The sequence below is a fragment of the Pirellulales bacterium genome, assembly GCA_036267355.1.
Lineage (GTDB): Bacteria > Planctomycetota > Planctomycetia > Pirellulales > DATAWG01 > DATAWG01.
The window spans coordinates 92333-105548 of record DATAWG010000036.1; the positions used below are offsets into that span (position 1 = coordinate 92333).

The following is a 13216-nucleotide window of genomic DNA, read 5'->3' on the forward strand; positions in this document are numbered from 1 at the left end:
AAGCGTTAGCAAGGAACGATCTGCGAGTCGGCGAGACGCATCTTTTGCCGCCGCTCGACCGCCAGGATCGGAAGGAAGCGCAATAGATTTATGAAAGGCGAGGTCGTTTATCTGTATGCCTTCGATGTCGCCGATGAAATCAAGATGGCGAAGATCGAAAACATCCTCGCCGACAAGCCGATTCCTTTCGAGCTCCCCTCCGACCGCACCCTGCCCCGCGATGTGCAGTTCTACAAACCGCTGGCGATCGAGCCTCAAGCGCAATCGACGCTCGCAGGCCGGCCGGTGCGGCTGCTGATCCGCATCTACGAAGTCGGCGTCGTGTCGATCGCCATGCGCGTGTCGTTCGAGGTCGAGCGGCTCTGCGCGCTCTTGCCGTTTCACAAGCCGGTGCTCGATGATCGCCGCACATTCGACGCGTTCGCCCGCGATTTATGCCGCCAAACATGCGAGAGCTTGCAAGATGTGATGATCCGCAGGTCGTCGGCGTCGGAGCCCGAGGCGTATACGGTTTTCTGCCTGACCCAGATCGACGATGTCGCGGATGTAAACGCCTGGCTGGCCGGGCAGCACCGCGAGGCGGCCGAATTGCTGACCGAATCGGAGCCGGGAACGCTCAGCGAAACGCAGGTGGCCGAGGTGGTGCGCATCCGCCGATCGTTCGCCAAGACCGACGCGGTGGTCGTCGATTGGGACGCCGCGCTGGCGATCGATCTGACCGGCTATATCGACGACGTGCTCTACGTGCTCGAACTGGCCAATTTGCAGCTCGAAGAATACCGCGTCATGGATGAGCGGCTCGACGGCTATCTGGACCGGGCCTATGAAGACGTGAAGTCGCACCGCTTCGGATTCTTCGGCACGTATTCCAAAACGCTCGCGGCATTGCGGGCTTTTCGCGTCGATGTGACGAAGCTGAACGACGAAGTGACTCACATCAGCAAATTTTTCGGCGATTGGCACCTGGCCCGGGTGTATCTCGGCGCCCGCGAGCGATTCTATCTCGACCAATGGCGCAACAGCGTCGAAGACCGCCTGAGCCAGGTAGACAATCTGTATACCGTGGTGAATTCCGACGTCGGCAACAAGCGAATGCTGTGGATGGAAGTGCTGGTGCTGATTTTCTTCGCCGTCGATTTGTTCGCGATTTTGGTGTTGAAGCGCTGACGCGCCCGGCGTTTCAGCCTTCGGGCAGTTTCATTGGCACCGCGTCGGCTTCGGCGAGGATTCGCTCGGCTTGGATGAGATGGGCGGCCGCGTGCGGGCCTTCGTCTTCGGCGGCGACCAAAAGTTTTCCCTTTTCGACTTCCTGGTCGTAGAAATTCGCCAGTTCCTTTTCCACGCCGCGCGACATCATCGCGCCCACCAAGCTGCCGAAGGTAGCGGCGCCGGCCACGATCACTCCGCCGGCGATCAAAAATGCGATTCCGCCTGTCGCTATGGCGCTGATGAGCGCGGCCACGCCGCCGACGACCGCCCCGACTGCGCCTCCCGCCACCGCCTTTTCCGCCGTCGTGGTCCCTGCCGGGTCTTGATGTTCGAATTCCTGAAACAATCGCTCGCGATGCTTATCCGAGCAAATCACCGTGATCTGATTGCGCGTAAAACCGGCGCCGAGCAGATTCTGAACGGCGCGGTGCGCTCTTTCCACGGAGTCGAAAATCCCGACGCGAATCGGTCGCTCTTGCATCGCAGACGAATCGGCCATAATCGGTTCCTTGAACGAATTGACCACCCTGTTGCCCCATTAACCTAGCGAAAACCAAAGCAAAAAACCAGCAGTGCGCGGCCGGGCCGGCGACGCACTGCTGGGCCAATGAGGTTCCACTCCGACGGTTATCGGGCGTGGGCGTGGATGCCTTCCTTGATTTCCTCGATCAGTTTGCTGTTGAAAGCCGGCAAATCGTCGGGCTTGCGGCTGGTCACGAGCCCGTTATCGACAACCACCTCTTCGTCGACCCATTCCGCCCCGGCGTTCTTGAGGTCGGTCTGCAACGATGGCCAGGAGGTCATTTTGCGGCCTTTGACCAAGCCCGCGTCGATCAGAGTCCAGGGACCATGGCAGATCGCAGCAATCGGTTTTCCGGCATCGGCAATCGCTTTGACGAATTCCAACACTCGGTCGTCCCGTCGCAATTTGTCGGGATTCATCACGCCGCCGGGGAGCACCAAGGCGTCGTAATCGTCGGGATTGGCCTGGTCGAGCGTGCGATCGACGTCCACCTTGCGGCCCCAGTCGGTCATGTTCCAGCCCTTGATCGTCCCGGCCTTCGGTGCAATCACATCGACCCGGGCGCCTTCCTTTTCCAGCGATTCCTTCGGCGATTCCAGTTCGGCTTGTTCAAAACCATCGGTCGCGATGATCGCAACACGTTTTTCATTAAGCTCTGACATAAAATACTCCTTTGGTCACGGAGACAATTGCCCGCTGACAATCGGGGCAACTTTCGTACCGCCTTTCCAGGAAGAATTGGACATTCGCGGCTGTTTTGCGGGCTTTCGCTGGCAGGACGGCAAGCGTTCCGTGTTTCGGCCGATCAGTATCAGCGTTGGGAACGGCGGTTGCGAAGGTGTTTTACAATGCCGTGTCGATCGATCCAAGACAGGGGAAATTACCATGAGCGGCTTTCATCCTTGGCATGATGTGTCGCTTCCGGCCGATCGAAAGGCATGGTTTCCGGCAGTCATCGAGATTGCCAAGGGCTCGAAGGTGAAATACGAGCTCGACAAGAAAACCGGGCTGCTGCGGGTCGATCGGATTCTGTTCAGCGCGGTCTACTATCCCGAGAACTACGGTTTCGTGCCCCAGACGTTCTGCGCAGACGGTGATCCGCTCGACGTGCTCGTGCTGTGCGAAGAGGCGATCCTTCCGACGGCGATGATGCGGGTTCGGGCCATCGGCTTGATGCCGATGCGCGACGAGAAGGGGATCGACGACAAGCTAATTGCCGTGCATATCGACGATCCCCACTATTCCCAGATTTTCGGGCTCGAAGACCTTCCCTCGCATCGGCTCCGAGAATTGGAGCAGTTCTTCCGCGACTACAAGATGTTGGAGGATAAGAAAGTCGACGTTGACGGTTTCCGTGCTGCGAGCGCCGCGTTCGAAATTCTGGAAGCGGCAGTCGCGCTCTACGAGCAAAAATTCGGCTTGCGATAAGGAGGCCATCGGCGGCAAAGGAGGTTTCCGCTTCCGCTTATCGCCGCCCTATTTCGCTGCGGTATACCGCCGCCCTATTTCGCCGCTTTGTGTCGCGCTCTTGTGCGGGCCGCTTTCTTTGCCGACGCGGTTTTTGCGGTAGCGGGACGGTTGCCGGCAGCTTTGCCGCCGAGCCTGCCCCCTTTCTTAGCCGATGTTTTATCCATTTTCTTTCCGCGGCCCGAGCCGCCGGGCTTTTTGCCCCCCTTCGTCATGTTGTTCACGGTCGCCCAGGCTCGGCGTTCCGCTTCTTTCTCCGATACGCCGCGATCCTCGTATCCTTCTTCGATGTGCTCGGCTTGCCGCTTCTGTTTGCCCGTGTACTTTGATTTGTCGCCTCGTGGCATGATCGAATCTCCTGCGACTTTCAATGTGGAACCTCGTGCGCCGATAATGCGAATTCTATGCCGTGTGCGGCGTAACGAAGCGTAATCGGCACGCGATGCGCTGTGTTCAGATTTGCGTTCCGCATGACCGACCGAATCTACGAGGCTTCCTGCAATGACGCTGGCAAACTATCGACAAAAGCGTGATTTCAAACGCACTCCCGAGCCGAGCGGCCGGAAATCGAAAAGCTCGCGTGAAAAAAAAGTCTGGCGAAAGAAAGGCTTTTCCTTCGTCGTCCAAAAACACGATGCCTCGCATCTGCACTACGATTTTCGCCTCGAACTCGACGGCGTCCTGAAGAGCTGGGCCGTCCCCAAAGGGCCGAGCCTCGACCCAAGCCAAAAACGGCTGGCCGTCGAAGTCGAGGATCATCCGCTTGAGTATGGATCGTTCGAGGGAACGATTCCCCAAGGCGAGTATGGCGGCGGCACCGTCATGCTCTGGGACCACGGCGTGTGGGAACCACTCGAAGATCCGCAAGCCGGATATCGCAACGGAAAACTGAAGTTCAACCTCCACGGCGAAAAGTTGAAAGGCGAGTGGCTGCTGATCCGCCGCCATGGTCCACAAACCGCCAAACCGCAATGGCTGCTGTTCAAGGTGCGCGATGCCCAAGCGCGGGATGAAACCAAATTCGACATCGCCGAGGCCGAGCCGCTCAGTGTCAAAACCGGCCGCGATCTGAATGAAATCGCCGCGGACAAGCGGAGCGTTCATCACAGCAATCGAGACTCCAAGAAATCGGCGCCGGCGAAATGGGTTCCTCATTCGACGAACGGAACCGCAAAGCGCAGCGCCAGGGAATCGAGCAAGGCGGTTTCGACCAGTGCAGCATCGCGAAAAGCGAACTCTTCGGCACGTGGCAAGAAGGCGAAGCCGCCGGCAAGCGTTGCTCCGCAATTGCCGACGCTTGTCGAGGCGGCCCCCGACGGCGACGAATGGTTGCACGAAATCAAATTCGACGGCTACCGGATGATCTGCACCGCGAACGGAGCCGACATTCGCTTCGTGACGCGCAACGATCTCGACTGGTCGGAAAAGCTGCCCGAGTTGGTTGAGGCGGTCGCCAAGCTCGATCTGCAGCACACGATCCTCGACGGAGAGGTCGTGGCCTTCGACGACGATGGAGTGACTGAATTCCAACTGCTGCAGAATGCTTTTCGCGATCGGAAGCGGCAGAAGCTGACGTTCATGGTGTTCGATCTGCTGTTTCTCGATGGAGAAGACTTGCGCGGTTTGCCGCTGGAAGAGAGAAAGGCCCGGCTCGCGGAGTTGGGATTGCCGACCGACCGCGGCCGAGTGCGGCTCGTGGAGCACATCGAAGGCAATGGCCCGGTGTTCTTCGAGCAGGCGCAAAAGCGCGGCTTGGAGGGCGTCGTCTCGAAGCGCCGCGATCGGCCATACTCTTCCGGCCGTGGAATGGATTGGGTGAAAACAAAGGCCCATCAGCGGGCCGAATTCGTCGTGGGCGGCTTCACCGACCCGGGGGGCTCGCGAGCCGGTTTCGGCGCCCTGCTGGTCGGCTATCACGACGGCGACAAGAAGCTTCACTATGCGGGCCGCGTCGGCACGGGCTTCACAGACAAGACGCTGGCCGATCTGAAATCCCGCTTGCAACCGCTGGAACAAACGAAATCACCGTTTGACTCAGCTTCGCCGGGGCTTGGCCGAATGAAGGGCGTCCACTGGGTCCAGCCCGACCTCGTGGCCGAGATCGCCTTCAGCAATTGGACCAACGACCGCTTACTCCGGCAGCCGTCTTTTCAAGGCCTGCGGGAAGACAAGCCGGCCAGCGCCGTGATTAAAGAAACGCCCCACCCGACCCCCGACTCCGAGCCGCAGCCAACCACGACCAAAGGCTCGCCAGCGCGCGCGGGCGGCAAGTCGCGGAAACCAGCCCGCGGATCGGCGGATCGCCACACCAAGGCAAAGCCGGCAGGTCGAAGCCGCAAGACCGACGGTGCAGATGGTACAGCGACCTCAAAGTCGCCAAAGCCGTCTCGCAACGGCGCGGCGGAGACATCGATCGACGGCGTGCGGCTCACGCACCCCGATCGGGTGCTGTTTGCCGAGGCGGATGCGACGAAGCGCGATCTGGCTCAGTATTATGTCGACATTGCCGACTGGATTCTGCCGCGCGTGGTCGATCGACCACTTTCGATCGTTCGCTGTCCCGGCGGGGCGGGGGGCGAACGCTTCTTTCAAAAGCATCCCGGCGAGATCGCCCCGAAAGAGCTCCGCCGCGTACCGATCCGCAACAGTTCGGGCGTGGAAGATTATCTGGTGGTCGAGGATGAAAAGGGCCTCGTGGCTTTGGCCCAAATCGCCGCCCTGGAAATTCATATTTGGGGATCGCAGCGCAATTCGCTGGAAAAGCCGAACCGGATCATTTTCGATCTCGATCCCGCCCCGGATGTCGCTTGGCAGACGGTCGTCGAAGGGGCGCTTGAAATGCGAACGTTTTTGCAGGAAATCGGATTGGAGAGTTTCGTCAAAACGACGGGCGGCAAAGGATTGCATTTGGTGGCGCCCATCGCGCGGCGACACGATTGGGAATTTATCGCCCAATTCACGCATTCGGTGGCTCTCGCGGTCGAGCGGGCCGCGCCGGACAAATACGTCTCGAACATGTCGAAAAAGAAGCGCACCGGCAAGATTTTCGTCGATTACTTGCGGAATCAGCGCGGCGCGACTTCCGTGGCTCCCTTTTCAACGCGCGCGAAGCCGGAAGCGCCGGTGTCGATGCCGCTCGCCTGGAGCGACTTGCCGCAAACGAAAGCGGCGAATCAATTTCTCATGGCGGAAACTCCGCAGCGACTGAAATCGCTTTCCAAAGATCCATGGGCCGACATCGACAAGATTCGCCAAGGAATCACCGCGTCCATGGCCAAACATCTCGATGCATTGGCAAGGGAATAACCCGTTTCGGCACAACGATTGCCGCATACCTACACCAAGAAGGAGGAATCATCCATGATCCGCAAATTGCCATCCGGAGAGTTCCGCTTGTATTCGAAAAAGACCGATCCGCGCACCGGCAAGCGGCGAAACCTGGGCACCTTCAACTCGCGCCGCTCCGCCGAAAAGCACGAACGGGCCGTGCAATATTTCAAACACCACTAACGTGCCGAATTGCCGAACATTCAAACAGTCGCAGCTATGCCTCGGTCAAAAACTTCTCCCAGTTCCAAATCGACGAATTCCAAGTCGAAAACGAATTCCCGCGCCACAGGCTCGAAGTCGCACGGCAAAGGAACCGACAAACGCTGGGTTAAAAAGGTGAAAACGGTTTCCACGTTTCCCCCCCAGGGAACCTTTACCAAGGGACCACAAGAAATCGCCGAGACATTGGCCGACAAGAAAGTCAGCCCCAAGGGAATCGGCTCCGGCATCCGCATGGTGCAGTATTTCATCAACCGTGGAGGCAAGGGACTCTCAGCAACGCGTCGCAAGAAACTGGAGCGAGCGAAAGAAATCCTGCACGAAAAACTCGAAGCCCAAAAGAAGAAAAAACGGGAGAAAAAAAGCCCGGCCGCTTCCAAGAACGATCGGCAGTGAGCTATAACGCGGCCTTAAGCAAACCGTCGGTCCGGCCGATTATTCTCGCCCATGAACATCCTCGTCTTCACGGCGCTAACGTGGCTGGGATCATTGGCGGCCGGATTCGTGGGCTCGCTGACCGGGTTGGGCGGGGGCGTGATCATCGTGCCTCTGCTGGTGCTCGTATTCGGTGTCGATGTGCACTATGCGATCGGTGCTTCGCTGGTTTCCGTCATTGCCACATCCTCGGGCGCGGCGGCGGCTTATGTTCGCGAAGGATATTCGAATCTCCGAGTGGGGATGTTCCTGGAGATTGCGACGACGACGGGCGCTCTCGGCGGCGCTTTTCTGGCGATGGTTGTTCCGGCCGGGGCCATCGCCGTGGTGTTCGGCATTGTGCTGCTTGTTTCGGCCTATCTGGCCTCGCGGCCTCGGCCGGAACAGTTGCTCGACGATCGGTCCGACAAGATTGCCACGCTGCTACGCATGGATTCGACGTGCCCAACGCGCGACGGGCCGCAGAGGTATCATGTTCAGAATGTGCCGGCCGGTTGCGCCGTGAGCCTCATCGCCGGCGTGCTTTCCGGACTGCTCGGCATCGGCGGGGGCGCGTTCAAAGTGCTGGCGATGGATCAGGCGATGCGGCTACCGTTCAAAGTGTCGACCACCACGAGCAATTTCATGATCGGCGTGACCGCAGCCGCCAGCGCCGGCATTTACTTGAGCCGGGGATATATCGACCCCGGAATCGCCATGCCGGTGATGCTCGGCGTCCTCGTCGGCTCCGTGTTGGGAACACGGGTGTTGGTGAGGATCGAGCCGCGAATTTTGCGAATCGTGTTCGGCGTCGTGATCTTGGCCTTGGCGGTGCAAATGATTTACAAAGGCCTGAGCGGTGGAATCTAGCCATGCCACAACAGACATCACCGCAGCCCGATAAACCCGGTTGGACGGACAAGAAAGTCGAGTTGATCGTCGGTCAATTGTTGCGCGCGGGAGTGATTCTGGCGGCGGCGGTGGTGCTGATCGGCGGGGCGGCCTATCTCGTCAAATATGGAACGACGGAGCCGCAGTACAAGACGTTTCACGGCGTGCCGGCCGATTTGAAAAGCCCGACGGGAATCATCGCCGCGGCGGTCGGCTTGCGCCCGCGAGGGCTGGTCGCCTTGGGATTGCTGTTGCTGATTGCGACGCCGGTGGCCCGGGTCGTGTTCACGATCTTTGCCTTTCTCATGGAGCGCGACTACATGTACGTCGCCATCGCGGGATACGTGCTCGCCGTGCTTCTATTCAGCCTGTTCTTTGGCGACCGGCTCTGACGCATCGGGCGCAACCGGCATGGCTGCCGCGGCCTTGGCCGTAGGCACTTGGGTTCCAAACGCGAGAACGCGGGAGAATGTCGATGCCAACCGAATTGGGGTGGAACGAGATCGCAGTACGGCTCGGCCTGGCGGCAGCGACGGGCTTTGTGATCGGCTTCAATCGCGAACGAGGACATGCGGCCGGGCTGCGCACGACGCTGCTGGTATGCCTCGCGGCGACCGTGGCGATGATTCAAGCGAATTTGCTGCTCAACACCGTCGGCAAGAGGCCGGATTCGTTTATTGTGCTCGATCTGATGCGTCTGCCGCTCGGCATCTTGTCGGGGATGGGCTTTATCGGCGCAGGGGCCATCTTTCGGCGGAAGAATATGTCGAAGGGCGTGACGACGGCTGCCACGCTATGGTTCGTAACAGTGATGGGGCTCTGCTTCGGCGGCGGACAATTGATGCTGGGACTCGCCGCGTTCGTGCTTGGTATCATTACGCTTTCCGTCCTCCGCCATCTCGAAAACTGGCTTGCCGAGGATCAACGTGCTCGATTGACGCTGGTCGCCGGAGCCGATGGTCCCGAAACGGAAGACATTCGCCGCAACCTTTCGACGGCGGGTTATCGAGTGGAATCACTCTCGATCGCCTACGCGAAACACGCCGCAGTGCGACGCCTGACCTACGACATTCGTTGGCGCGGACGCAAGGGAAGCACCGCGCCGCCGGATGTCGTCGAACAGCTTGCGAAGGCCCCCGGAGTGTCGCGGCTCGAATGGAAACCGGGAGCCGCGCGGTGATCCAGCAATTCCCCGAGCCCGCAGCGCGAGCAAGGGAATACGGATTCGCCCTTGCTTGCCCGGATTGTTGTTATTCATCGTGCCAGGAATTCGCGACACGCTGCGGAATAGTAGCCCGAAGCGTTAGGGATAAATCTCCGTGGCTGCCTCGCTTACGCTTCGGGCTAGTGCGGCGCGATGGAATAATCCGGGCTTAGCGCTGCGGGCTCCGAAATTCTCAGCGCGATGGCCGTTATCGCTTCGGGTTGGCGCTGAACGGAAACTTCCCGGGCCCACGCGGTTTTGCCGCGCCGTAGCCGTCGGCCTTGTCGTACACCCGCACGTAGTCGACCACCATCTCGGCCGGGAATTTCGTTGTCGCAGCGGGATTGCCCAAGAAGCGGCCGCCGACGGCGAGATTCATCGTCAGGAAGAACGGCTGATCGAAGGGCGCCGGCCAAGGATTCAACTCCGATTCGTTGCTCGGAGGCAAGCCCCGTCCGCCTTCCTGATCGCTGCAGCTCCACCAGAAATGTTGCGTTTGATAAAGCTTGTCGTCGACGTACCAGCGAATCTCGCCGGGCTCCCAATCTACGGCATACACGTGGAAGTCGGCGATCGTCTGCCCCGCGGGCAACACGTAGTCCTTTTTGATCCAAGTGTTTGCCGGCCAGCGGGAGCCGAAATGTAGTGTGCCTTGCACCGTCGAGGGAGCTTGTCCCCGTGCTTCCAGGATGTCGATTTCTCCCGAGGCGGCCCAGCCGCCATATTTCTCGTCTTGCGGCCGCATCCACAGGGCCGGCCAGATTCCCTGACCGGTGGGAAGCTTTGCGCGAAATTCGAACCGGCCGTAGCGATGGTTGAATAGCGGGCTGCCGTCTTTCATTCGCGTGTTCAGCCGTGCCGAGGTGTATTGAAATCCTTTGTACGATTCGCGCAGGGCCCGGATGTGGAGCATGCCGTCTTTGAGGAACACATTTTCGGGCCGGTTGGTATAGAACTCGAGTTCGTCGTTCCCCCAGCCCGGCACGTATTGCTTCGTTTCCGTTTGAAAGCCGTTGCCGCGGTCGAAATCCCATTTGGTTTTGTCGATTTCCGGCCCATCGAATTCATCGTGCCACACGAGCTTCCACCCGGCCGGCGCCGGCGGCACGGTGGCGGGCGAAGATGCCGGTTCGGCGGCGGCTGCCATGATTTGCGCGAGCCCAACACCAAGCAAAGCCACGACTGCGAGACGCGACATTTGAGTGGTTCCCTCAGAAAGCGCGGATTGTGAAAAACGAGATCTGCCGAAGCCAGTGACGCCGGCCAGAGCATGCGCGGCTGTGCTCCCCCCCAGACTAACCCGTATCGCAAGCGAGAGCAACGGGCCGCGGCTCGCTCGTCATGCCCGCCATGATCGCGTTGCGCAAACGAGCCTCATTGATGTTCGGCGGCGCCGAATCCTTTGGGCCGGCGGCTCTTGAACACTGATTCGAGCACTTGCCGCAATCGCGCCACGCTGACCGGCTTGACGAAATGGTATTCGAACCCGACTTCCTGCCCCTTGCGGCGGTAGGCGTCGTCGGCGAAACCGGTCGTGGCGATGAGCACCGGGTGATCGAGCTTCTGCTGCAATTCAGTGGCCAACTCGTAGCCGCTCATTCCCGGCAAGCCGAGATCCAAGAGCAACACTTCCGGCCGGCAGCGCGAAGCGAGCTCCAATGCCTCGCTCGACGAATAAGCGACATCGATGTGATATCCCCGATAGCCGAGCAGAATCGCCAACGAATCGGCTTCGTCGCGATTGTCGTCGACAATCAGCAATCGCAAGGGATCAATCCGTATGAGCGGCCGTTTGTCTTCGACGCTGGGCGTTGCCATGGCGGGGTGAACCTCAGGGTGAAAATTCCATGAATGGCTTGGGGGGGCAAGCCCGAGGCGAAGAAAAATTTTCGCGACCCTGGAACGAAATTGCTAGACCGATTTGTCCCCGACGATCGAAGCCCCGCTAGCACTTCGGGCGGCGGAAAGTCGTGCAAGCGATGATCGAACACTAAAGCAAATTCACCGGCCGCGATCGGCGCCCCCGGACGCCATCGCACTCGAATGTTCAACCGCAAGCACGCATCCGCCATGGTCTCAAAAAAGATCCGGTCTCGGAAAAAGCTACATGAATTATTGACTCCTAGCGCAGCGAAGTCTAGCGCACGGCGCGCAACTTTGGATGCGCGAGCAAATCATCAAGCGCCGCAAAATCGATAGGTTTAACCAGATGATGATCGAAGCCTACCTCTTGTGAGCGACGGCGATCTTGCGGTTGTCCCCACCCCGTGAGGGCGATGAGCAGCACATCGCGAAACTCCGGTTGCTGACGGATCCGCCGCGCGACTTCGTAGCCGTCGACGACCGGCATGCCGATATCCAATAAGATCATCGCCGGCACGTGTCCCGCCAACCAATTGAGCGCTGCGGGACCGTCGTGTTCGGTGTGTACGCGATATCCTTTGCCGCGCAACAGCATGGCCAGGGTTTTCGCGGCGTCGACGTTGTCATCCACGACGAGAATCGGACGGGGGAATACGGCCGCCCGAGTGGGCGCCCGGTTGCCATTTCCGCTCGCGCCGCTAACGCTTTCCGGCGGTTTGACGATGACCGGCAGCCGCACGGCAAATTCGCTGCCTTGCCCCAGACCGGCGCTCGACGCTTCGACCGTTCCGCCGTGCAGTTCCACCAAGCGGCGTACCAGCGTGAGACCAATTCCCATGCCGCCGTGCGTCCGGCCATGCCCCTTTTCGACCTGCACGAACATTTCAAATACCTTCGCCAGCGCGGCCGGATCGATGCCGATTCCCGCGTCGCGCACCTGGAGCGCCATCTGACCGCCATCTTGCCAGGCCGAGAGCCATATATGTCCGCCCTGATCGGAATACTTCGCCGCATTATTCAGCAAATTCGCGATGATTTGCGCCAATCGCGTCGGATCGACGTTCACGAGCATCGGCTCATCGGGAAGCGACACGCTCAACTCATGGCGATGCGAATCGATCATCGGCCGGACCGTTTCGATCGCCTGCGACACGACGCTCGCCAAATCGACGTGCTGCCGGCGCAGTTCAATCTTTCCTTGCGTGATCCGCGACATATCGAGCAAATCGTCCACAAGCCGCACAAGGCTCTTCACCTGCCGATCCATGATCGATCGGGCGGCGTCGATCATCGTTGCATCGACATCGGGCAGGATCATGATTTCGAGCGCGTTGTGGATCGGCGCCAGCGGATTGCGCAGCTCGTGAGCCAGCGTGGCCAGGAATTCGTCTTTCCGTTTGTCGGCCTCGGCCAATTCGCTTACCCGCAATCGCAGCTCCTCTTCAAGACGAGTGCGCTCGGCGATTTCCGCCTGCAATTGATGATTGATCTTGTCGAGCGCAGCCGTGCGCTCCCGAACTCGCTCTTCGAGCGCATGGCGAGCTTGCTCGAGCATGGTTTCGGCCTGCTTGCGTTCCGTGATATCGAAGGCGACGCCTTGCAAGCAGATCGGCCGTCCATGTTCATCGGAAACGACCTTCGCCTCGCCATGCACCCACACGATCCGACCGTCGCGCGCGATAAACCGGTAGTCGGCTTGAAACGGCTCGCCGGCATTGACCGTGCGGGCAAAGCGGTCTTGCCACAGCTCTTTATCTTCCGGATGAAGCTGGCGAAACCACAGCACGGGATCTTCGAGCCATTCTTTCGCCGAGAAACCCAGCAGCTCGTCGATCTGAGGACTCACGTATAGCTCGCCCTGAGAGCCGTCGAGGGGGGCCATAAAGGTCACCGCCGGTATTTGTTCGATCAGTGCCCGATATTTCGCTTCGACCGATCGCAAGCGGGAATCGGCCGACTCATTCGGCGCGGCCTCGTGCGGTGCTTTGGCAGAGTCGGCGGGATCGGCCGGCGCAGCATGGCCATGGGCCGCGGCCAAGCGCTGCAGCACCGCCTCGGCTTCTTGAAGATTCACGCGATCGCCGTTGGCCGACATC

General features: G+C 59.8%; 14 protein-coding genes. 8 read left to right on the forward strand and 6 right to left on the reverse strand.

Translation table 11 applies throughout. From position 1 onward, the window contains the following. Window positions 1–90 precede the first annotated feature (90 nt). Window positions 91–1167 carry a hypothetical protein gene (locus VHX65_06135; protein HEX3998109.1) on the forward strand — a complete coding sequence of 359 codons (1077 nt, stop codon included), beginning with the start codon at window positions 91–93 and terminating at the stop codon, window positions 1165–1167. Window positions 1168–1180: 13 nt separating this feature from the next. On the opposite strand, the gene VHX65_06140 is transcribed toward VHX65_06135, so the two are convergent. Together VHX65_06140 and VHX65_06145 are read right to left on the reverse strand one after the other, a co-directional pair. Continuing rightward, window positions 1181–1708: a hypothetical protein gene (locus VHX65_06140; GenBank protein HEX3998110.1), complete on the reverse strand. Its 528-nt coding sequence runs from the start codon at window positions 1706–1708 to the stop codon at window positions 1181–1183. Window positions 1709–1836: 128 nt separating this feature from the next. Beyond that, window positions 1837–2394, reverse strand: coding sequence for a type 1 glutamine amidotransferase domain-containing protein (locus VHX65_06145; GenBank protein ID HEX3998111.1), 558 nt, complete (start codon window positions 2392–2394; stop codon window positions 1837–1839). Window positions 2395–2617: 223 nt separating this feature from the next. Here VHX65_06145 and VHX65_06150 point away from each other — a divergent pair, with 223 nt between their 5' ends. Further along, window positions 2618–3160 carry an inorganic diphosphatase gene (locus VHX65_06150; protein ID HEX3998112.1) on the forward strand — a complete coding sequence of 181 codons (543 nt, stop codon included), beginning with the start codon at window positions 2618–2620 and terminating at the stop codon, window positions 3158–3160. Between the two features lie 74 nt (window positions 3161–3234). On the opposite strand, the gene VHX65_06155 is transcribed toward VHX65_06150, so the two are convergent. Next, window positions 3235–3546, reverse strand: coding sequence for a hypothetical protein (locus VHX65_06155; GenBank protein HEX3998113.1), 312 nt, complete (start codon window positions 3544–3546; stop codon window positions 3235–3237). Between the two features lie 154 nt (window positions 3547–3700). Between VHX65_06155 and ligD the strand changes: the two genes are divergently transcribed. From ligD to VHX65_06185, 6 genes are all read left to right on the forward strand, one after another. Continuing rightward, entirely contained in the window at window positions 3701–6505 is a 2805-nt protein-coding gene (gene ligD, locus VHX65_06160; GenBank protein HEX3998114.1) for a DNA ligase D, read from the forward strand. Window positions 6506–6559: 54 nt separating this feature from the next. After that, the gene (locus tag VHX65_06165; GenBank protein HEX3998115.1) at window positions 6560–6709 is read left to right on the forward strand and encodes a hypothetical protein; all 150 of its coding nucleotides are present in this window, start codon (window positions 6560–6562) and stop codon (window positions 6707–6709) included. Between the two features lie 36 nt (window positions 6710–6745). Beyond that, window positions 6746–7144: a DUF3175 domain-containing protein gene (locus VHX65_06170; GenBank protein ID HEX3998116.1), complete on the forward strand. Its 399-nt coding sequence runs from the start codon at window positions 6746–6748 to the stop codon at window positions 7142–7144. 51 nt (window positions 7145–7195) lie between these two features. Continuing rightward, window positions 7196–8032, forward strand: coding sequence for a sulfite exporter TauE/SafE family protein (locus VHX65_06175; GenBank protein ID HEX3998117.1), 837 nt, complete (start codon window positions 7196–7198; stop codon window positions 8030–8032). A 2-nt stretch (window positions 8033–8034) separates the two neighbouring features. Beyond that, window positions 8035–8445, forward strand: a complete 411-nt coding sequence (locus VHX65_06180) for a DUF1634 domain-containing protein (GenBank protein HEX3998118.1) — start codon at window positions 8035–8037, stop codon at window positions 8443–8445. Window positions 8446–8528: 83 nt separating this feature from the next. Further along, window positions 8529–9233 carry an MgtC/SapB family protein gene (locus tag VHX65_06185; GenBank protein HEX3998119.1) on the forward strand — a complete coding sequence of 235 codons (705 nt, stop codon included), beginning with the start codon at window positions 8529–8531 and terminating at the stop codon, window positions 9231–9233. Window positions 9234–9465: 232 nt separating this feature from the next. Here VHX65_06185 and VHX65_06190 read toward each other — a convergent pair whose 3' ends face one another. From VHX65_06190 to VHX65_06200, 3 genes are all read right to left on the reverse strand, one after another. Further along, window positions 9466–10455 (reverse strand): glycoside hydrolase family 16 protein, encoded by a 990-nt coding sequence (locus VHX65_06190; GenBank protein ID HEX3998120.1) that lies wholly within the window; start codon window positions 10453–10455, stop codon window positions 9466–9468. Window positions 10456–10631: 176 nt separating this feature from the next. Further along, complete coding sequence (locus VHX65_06195) at window positions 10632–11075, reverse strand: response regulator (protein HEX3998121.1); 444 nt, start codon at window positions 11073–11075, stop codon at window positions 10632–10634. A gap of 319 nt (window positions 11076–11394) precedes the next feature. Beyond that, window positions 11395–13215 (reverse strand): ATP-binding protein, encoded by a 1821-nt coding sequence (locus tag VHX65_06200; GenBank protein HEX3998122.1) that lies wholly within the window; start codon window positions 13213–13215, stop codon window positions 11395–11397. Between the last annotated feature and the right edge of the window lies 1 nt (window position 13216).

Excerpts from the sequence above, each read along its gene's own strand:
- VHX65_06135 (HEX3998109.1), top strand. The coding sequence starts at position 91 with ATGAAAGGCGAGGTCGTTTATCTGTATGCCTTCGATGTCGCCGATGAA.
- VHX65_06140 (HEX3998110.1), bottom strand. The coding sequence starts at position 1,708 with ATGGCCGATTCGTCTGCGATGCAAGAGCGACCGATTCGCGTCGGGATT.
- VHX65_06145 (HEX3998111.1), bottom strand. The coding sequence starts at position 2,394 with ATGTCAGAGCTTAATGAAAAACGTGTTGCGATCATCGCGACCGATGGT.
- VHX65_06150 (HEX3998112.1), top strand. The coding sequence starts at position 2,618 with ATGAGCGGCTTTCATCCTTGGCATGATGTGTCGCTTCCGGCCGATCGA.
- VHX65_06155 (HEX3998113.1), bottom strand. The coding sequence starts at position 3,546 with ATGCCACGAGGCGACAAATCAAAGTACACGGGCAAACAGAAGCGGCAA.
- ligD (HEX3998114.1), top strand. The coding sequence starts at position 3,701 with ATGACGCTGGCAAACTATCGACAAAAGCGTGATTTCAAACGCACTCCC.
- VHX65_06165 (HEX3998115.1), top strand. The coding sequence starts at position 6,560 with ATGATCCGCAAATTGCCATCCGGAGAGTTCCGCTTGTATTCGAAAAAG.
- VHX65_06170 (HEX3998116.1), top strand. The coding sequence starts at position 6,746 with ATGCCTCGGTCAAAAACTTCTCCCAGTTCCAAATCGACGAATTCCAAG.
- VHX65_06175 (HEX3998117.1), top strand. The coding sequence starts at position 7,196 with ATGAACATCCTCGTCTTCACGGCGCTAACGTGGCTGGGATCATTGGCG.
- VHX65_06180 (HEX3998118.1), top strand. The coding sequence starts at position 8,035 with ATGCCACAACAGACATCACCGCAGCCCGATAAACCCGGTTGGACGGAC.
- VHX65_06185 (HEX3998119.1), top strand. The coding sequence starts at position 8,529 with ATGCCAACCGAATTGGGGTGGAACGAGATCGCAGTACGGCTCGGCCTG.
- VHX65_06190 (HEX3998120.1), bottom strand. The coding sequence starts at position 10,455 with ATGTCGCGTCTCGCAGTCGTGGCTTTGCTTGGTGTTGGGCTCGCGCAA.
- VHX65_06195 (HEX3998121.1), bottom strand. The coding sequence starts at position 11,075 with ATGGCAACGCCCAGCGTCGAAGACAAACGGCCGCTCATACGGATTGAT.
- VHX65_06200 (HEX3998122.1), bottom strand. The coding sequence starts at position 13,215 with ATGTCGGCCAACGGCGATCGCGTGAATCTTCAAGAAGCCGAGGCGGTG.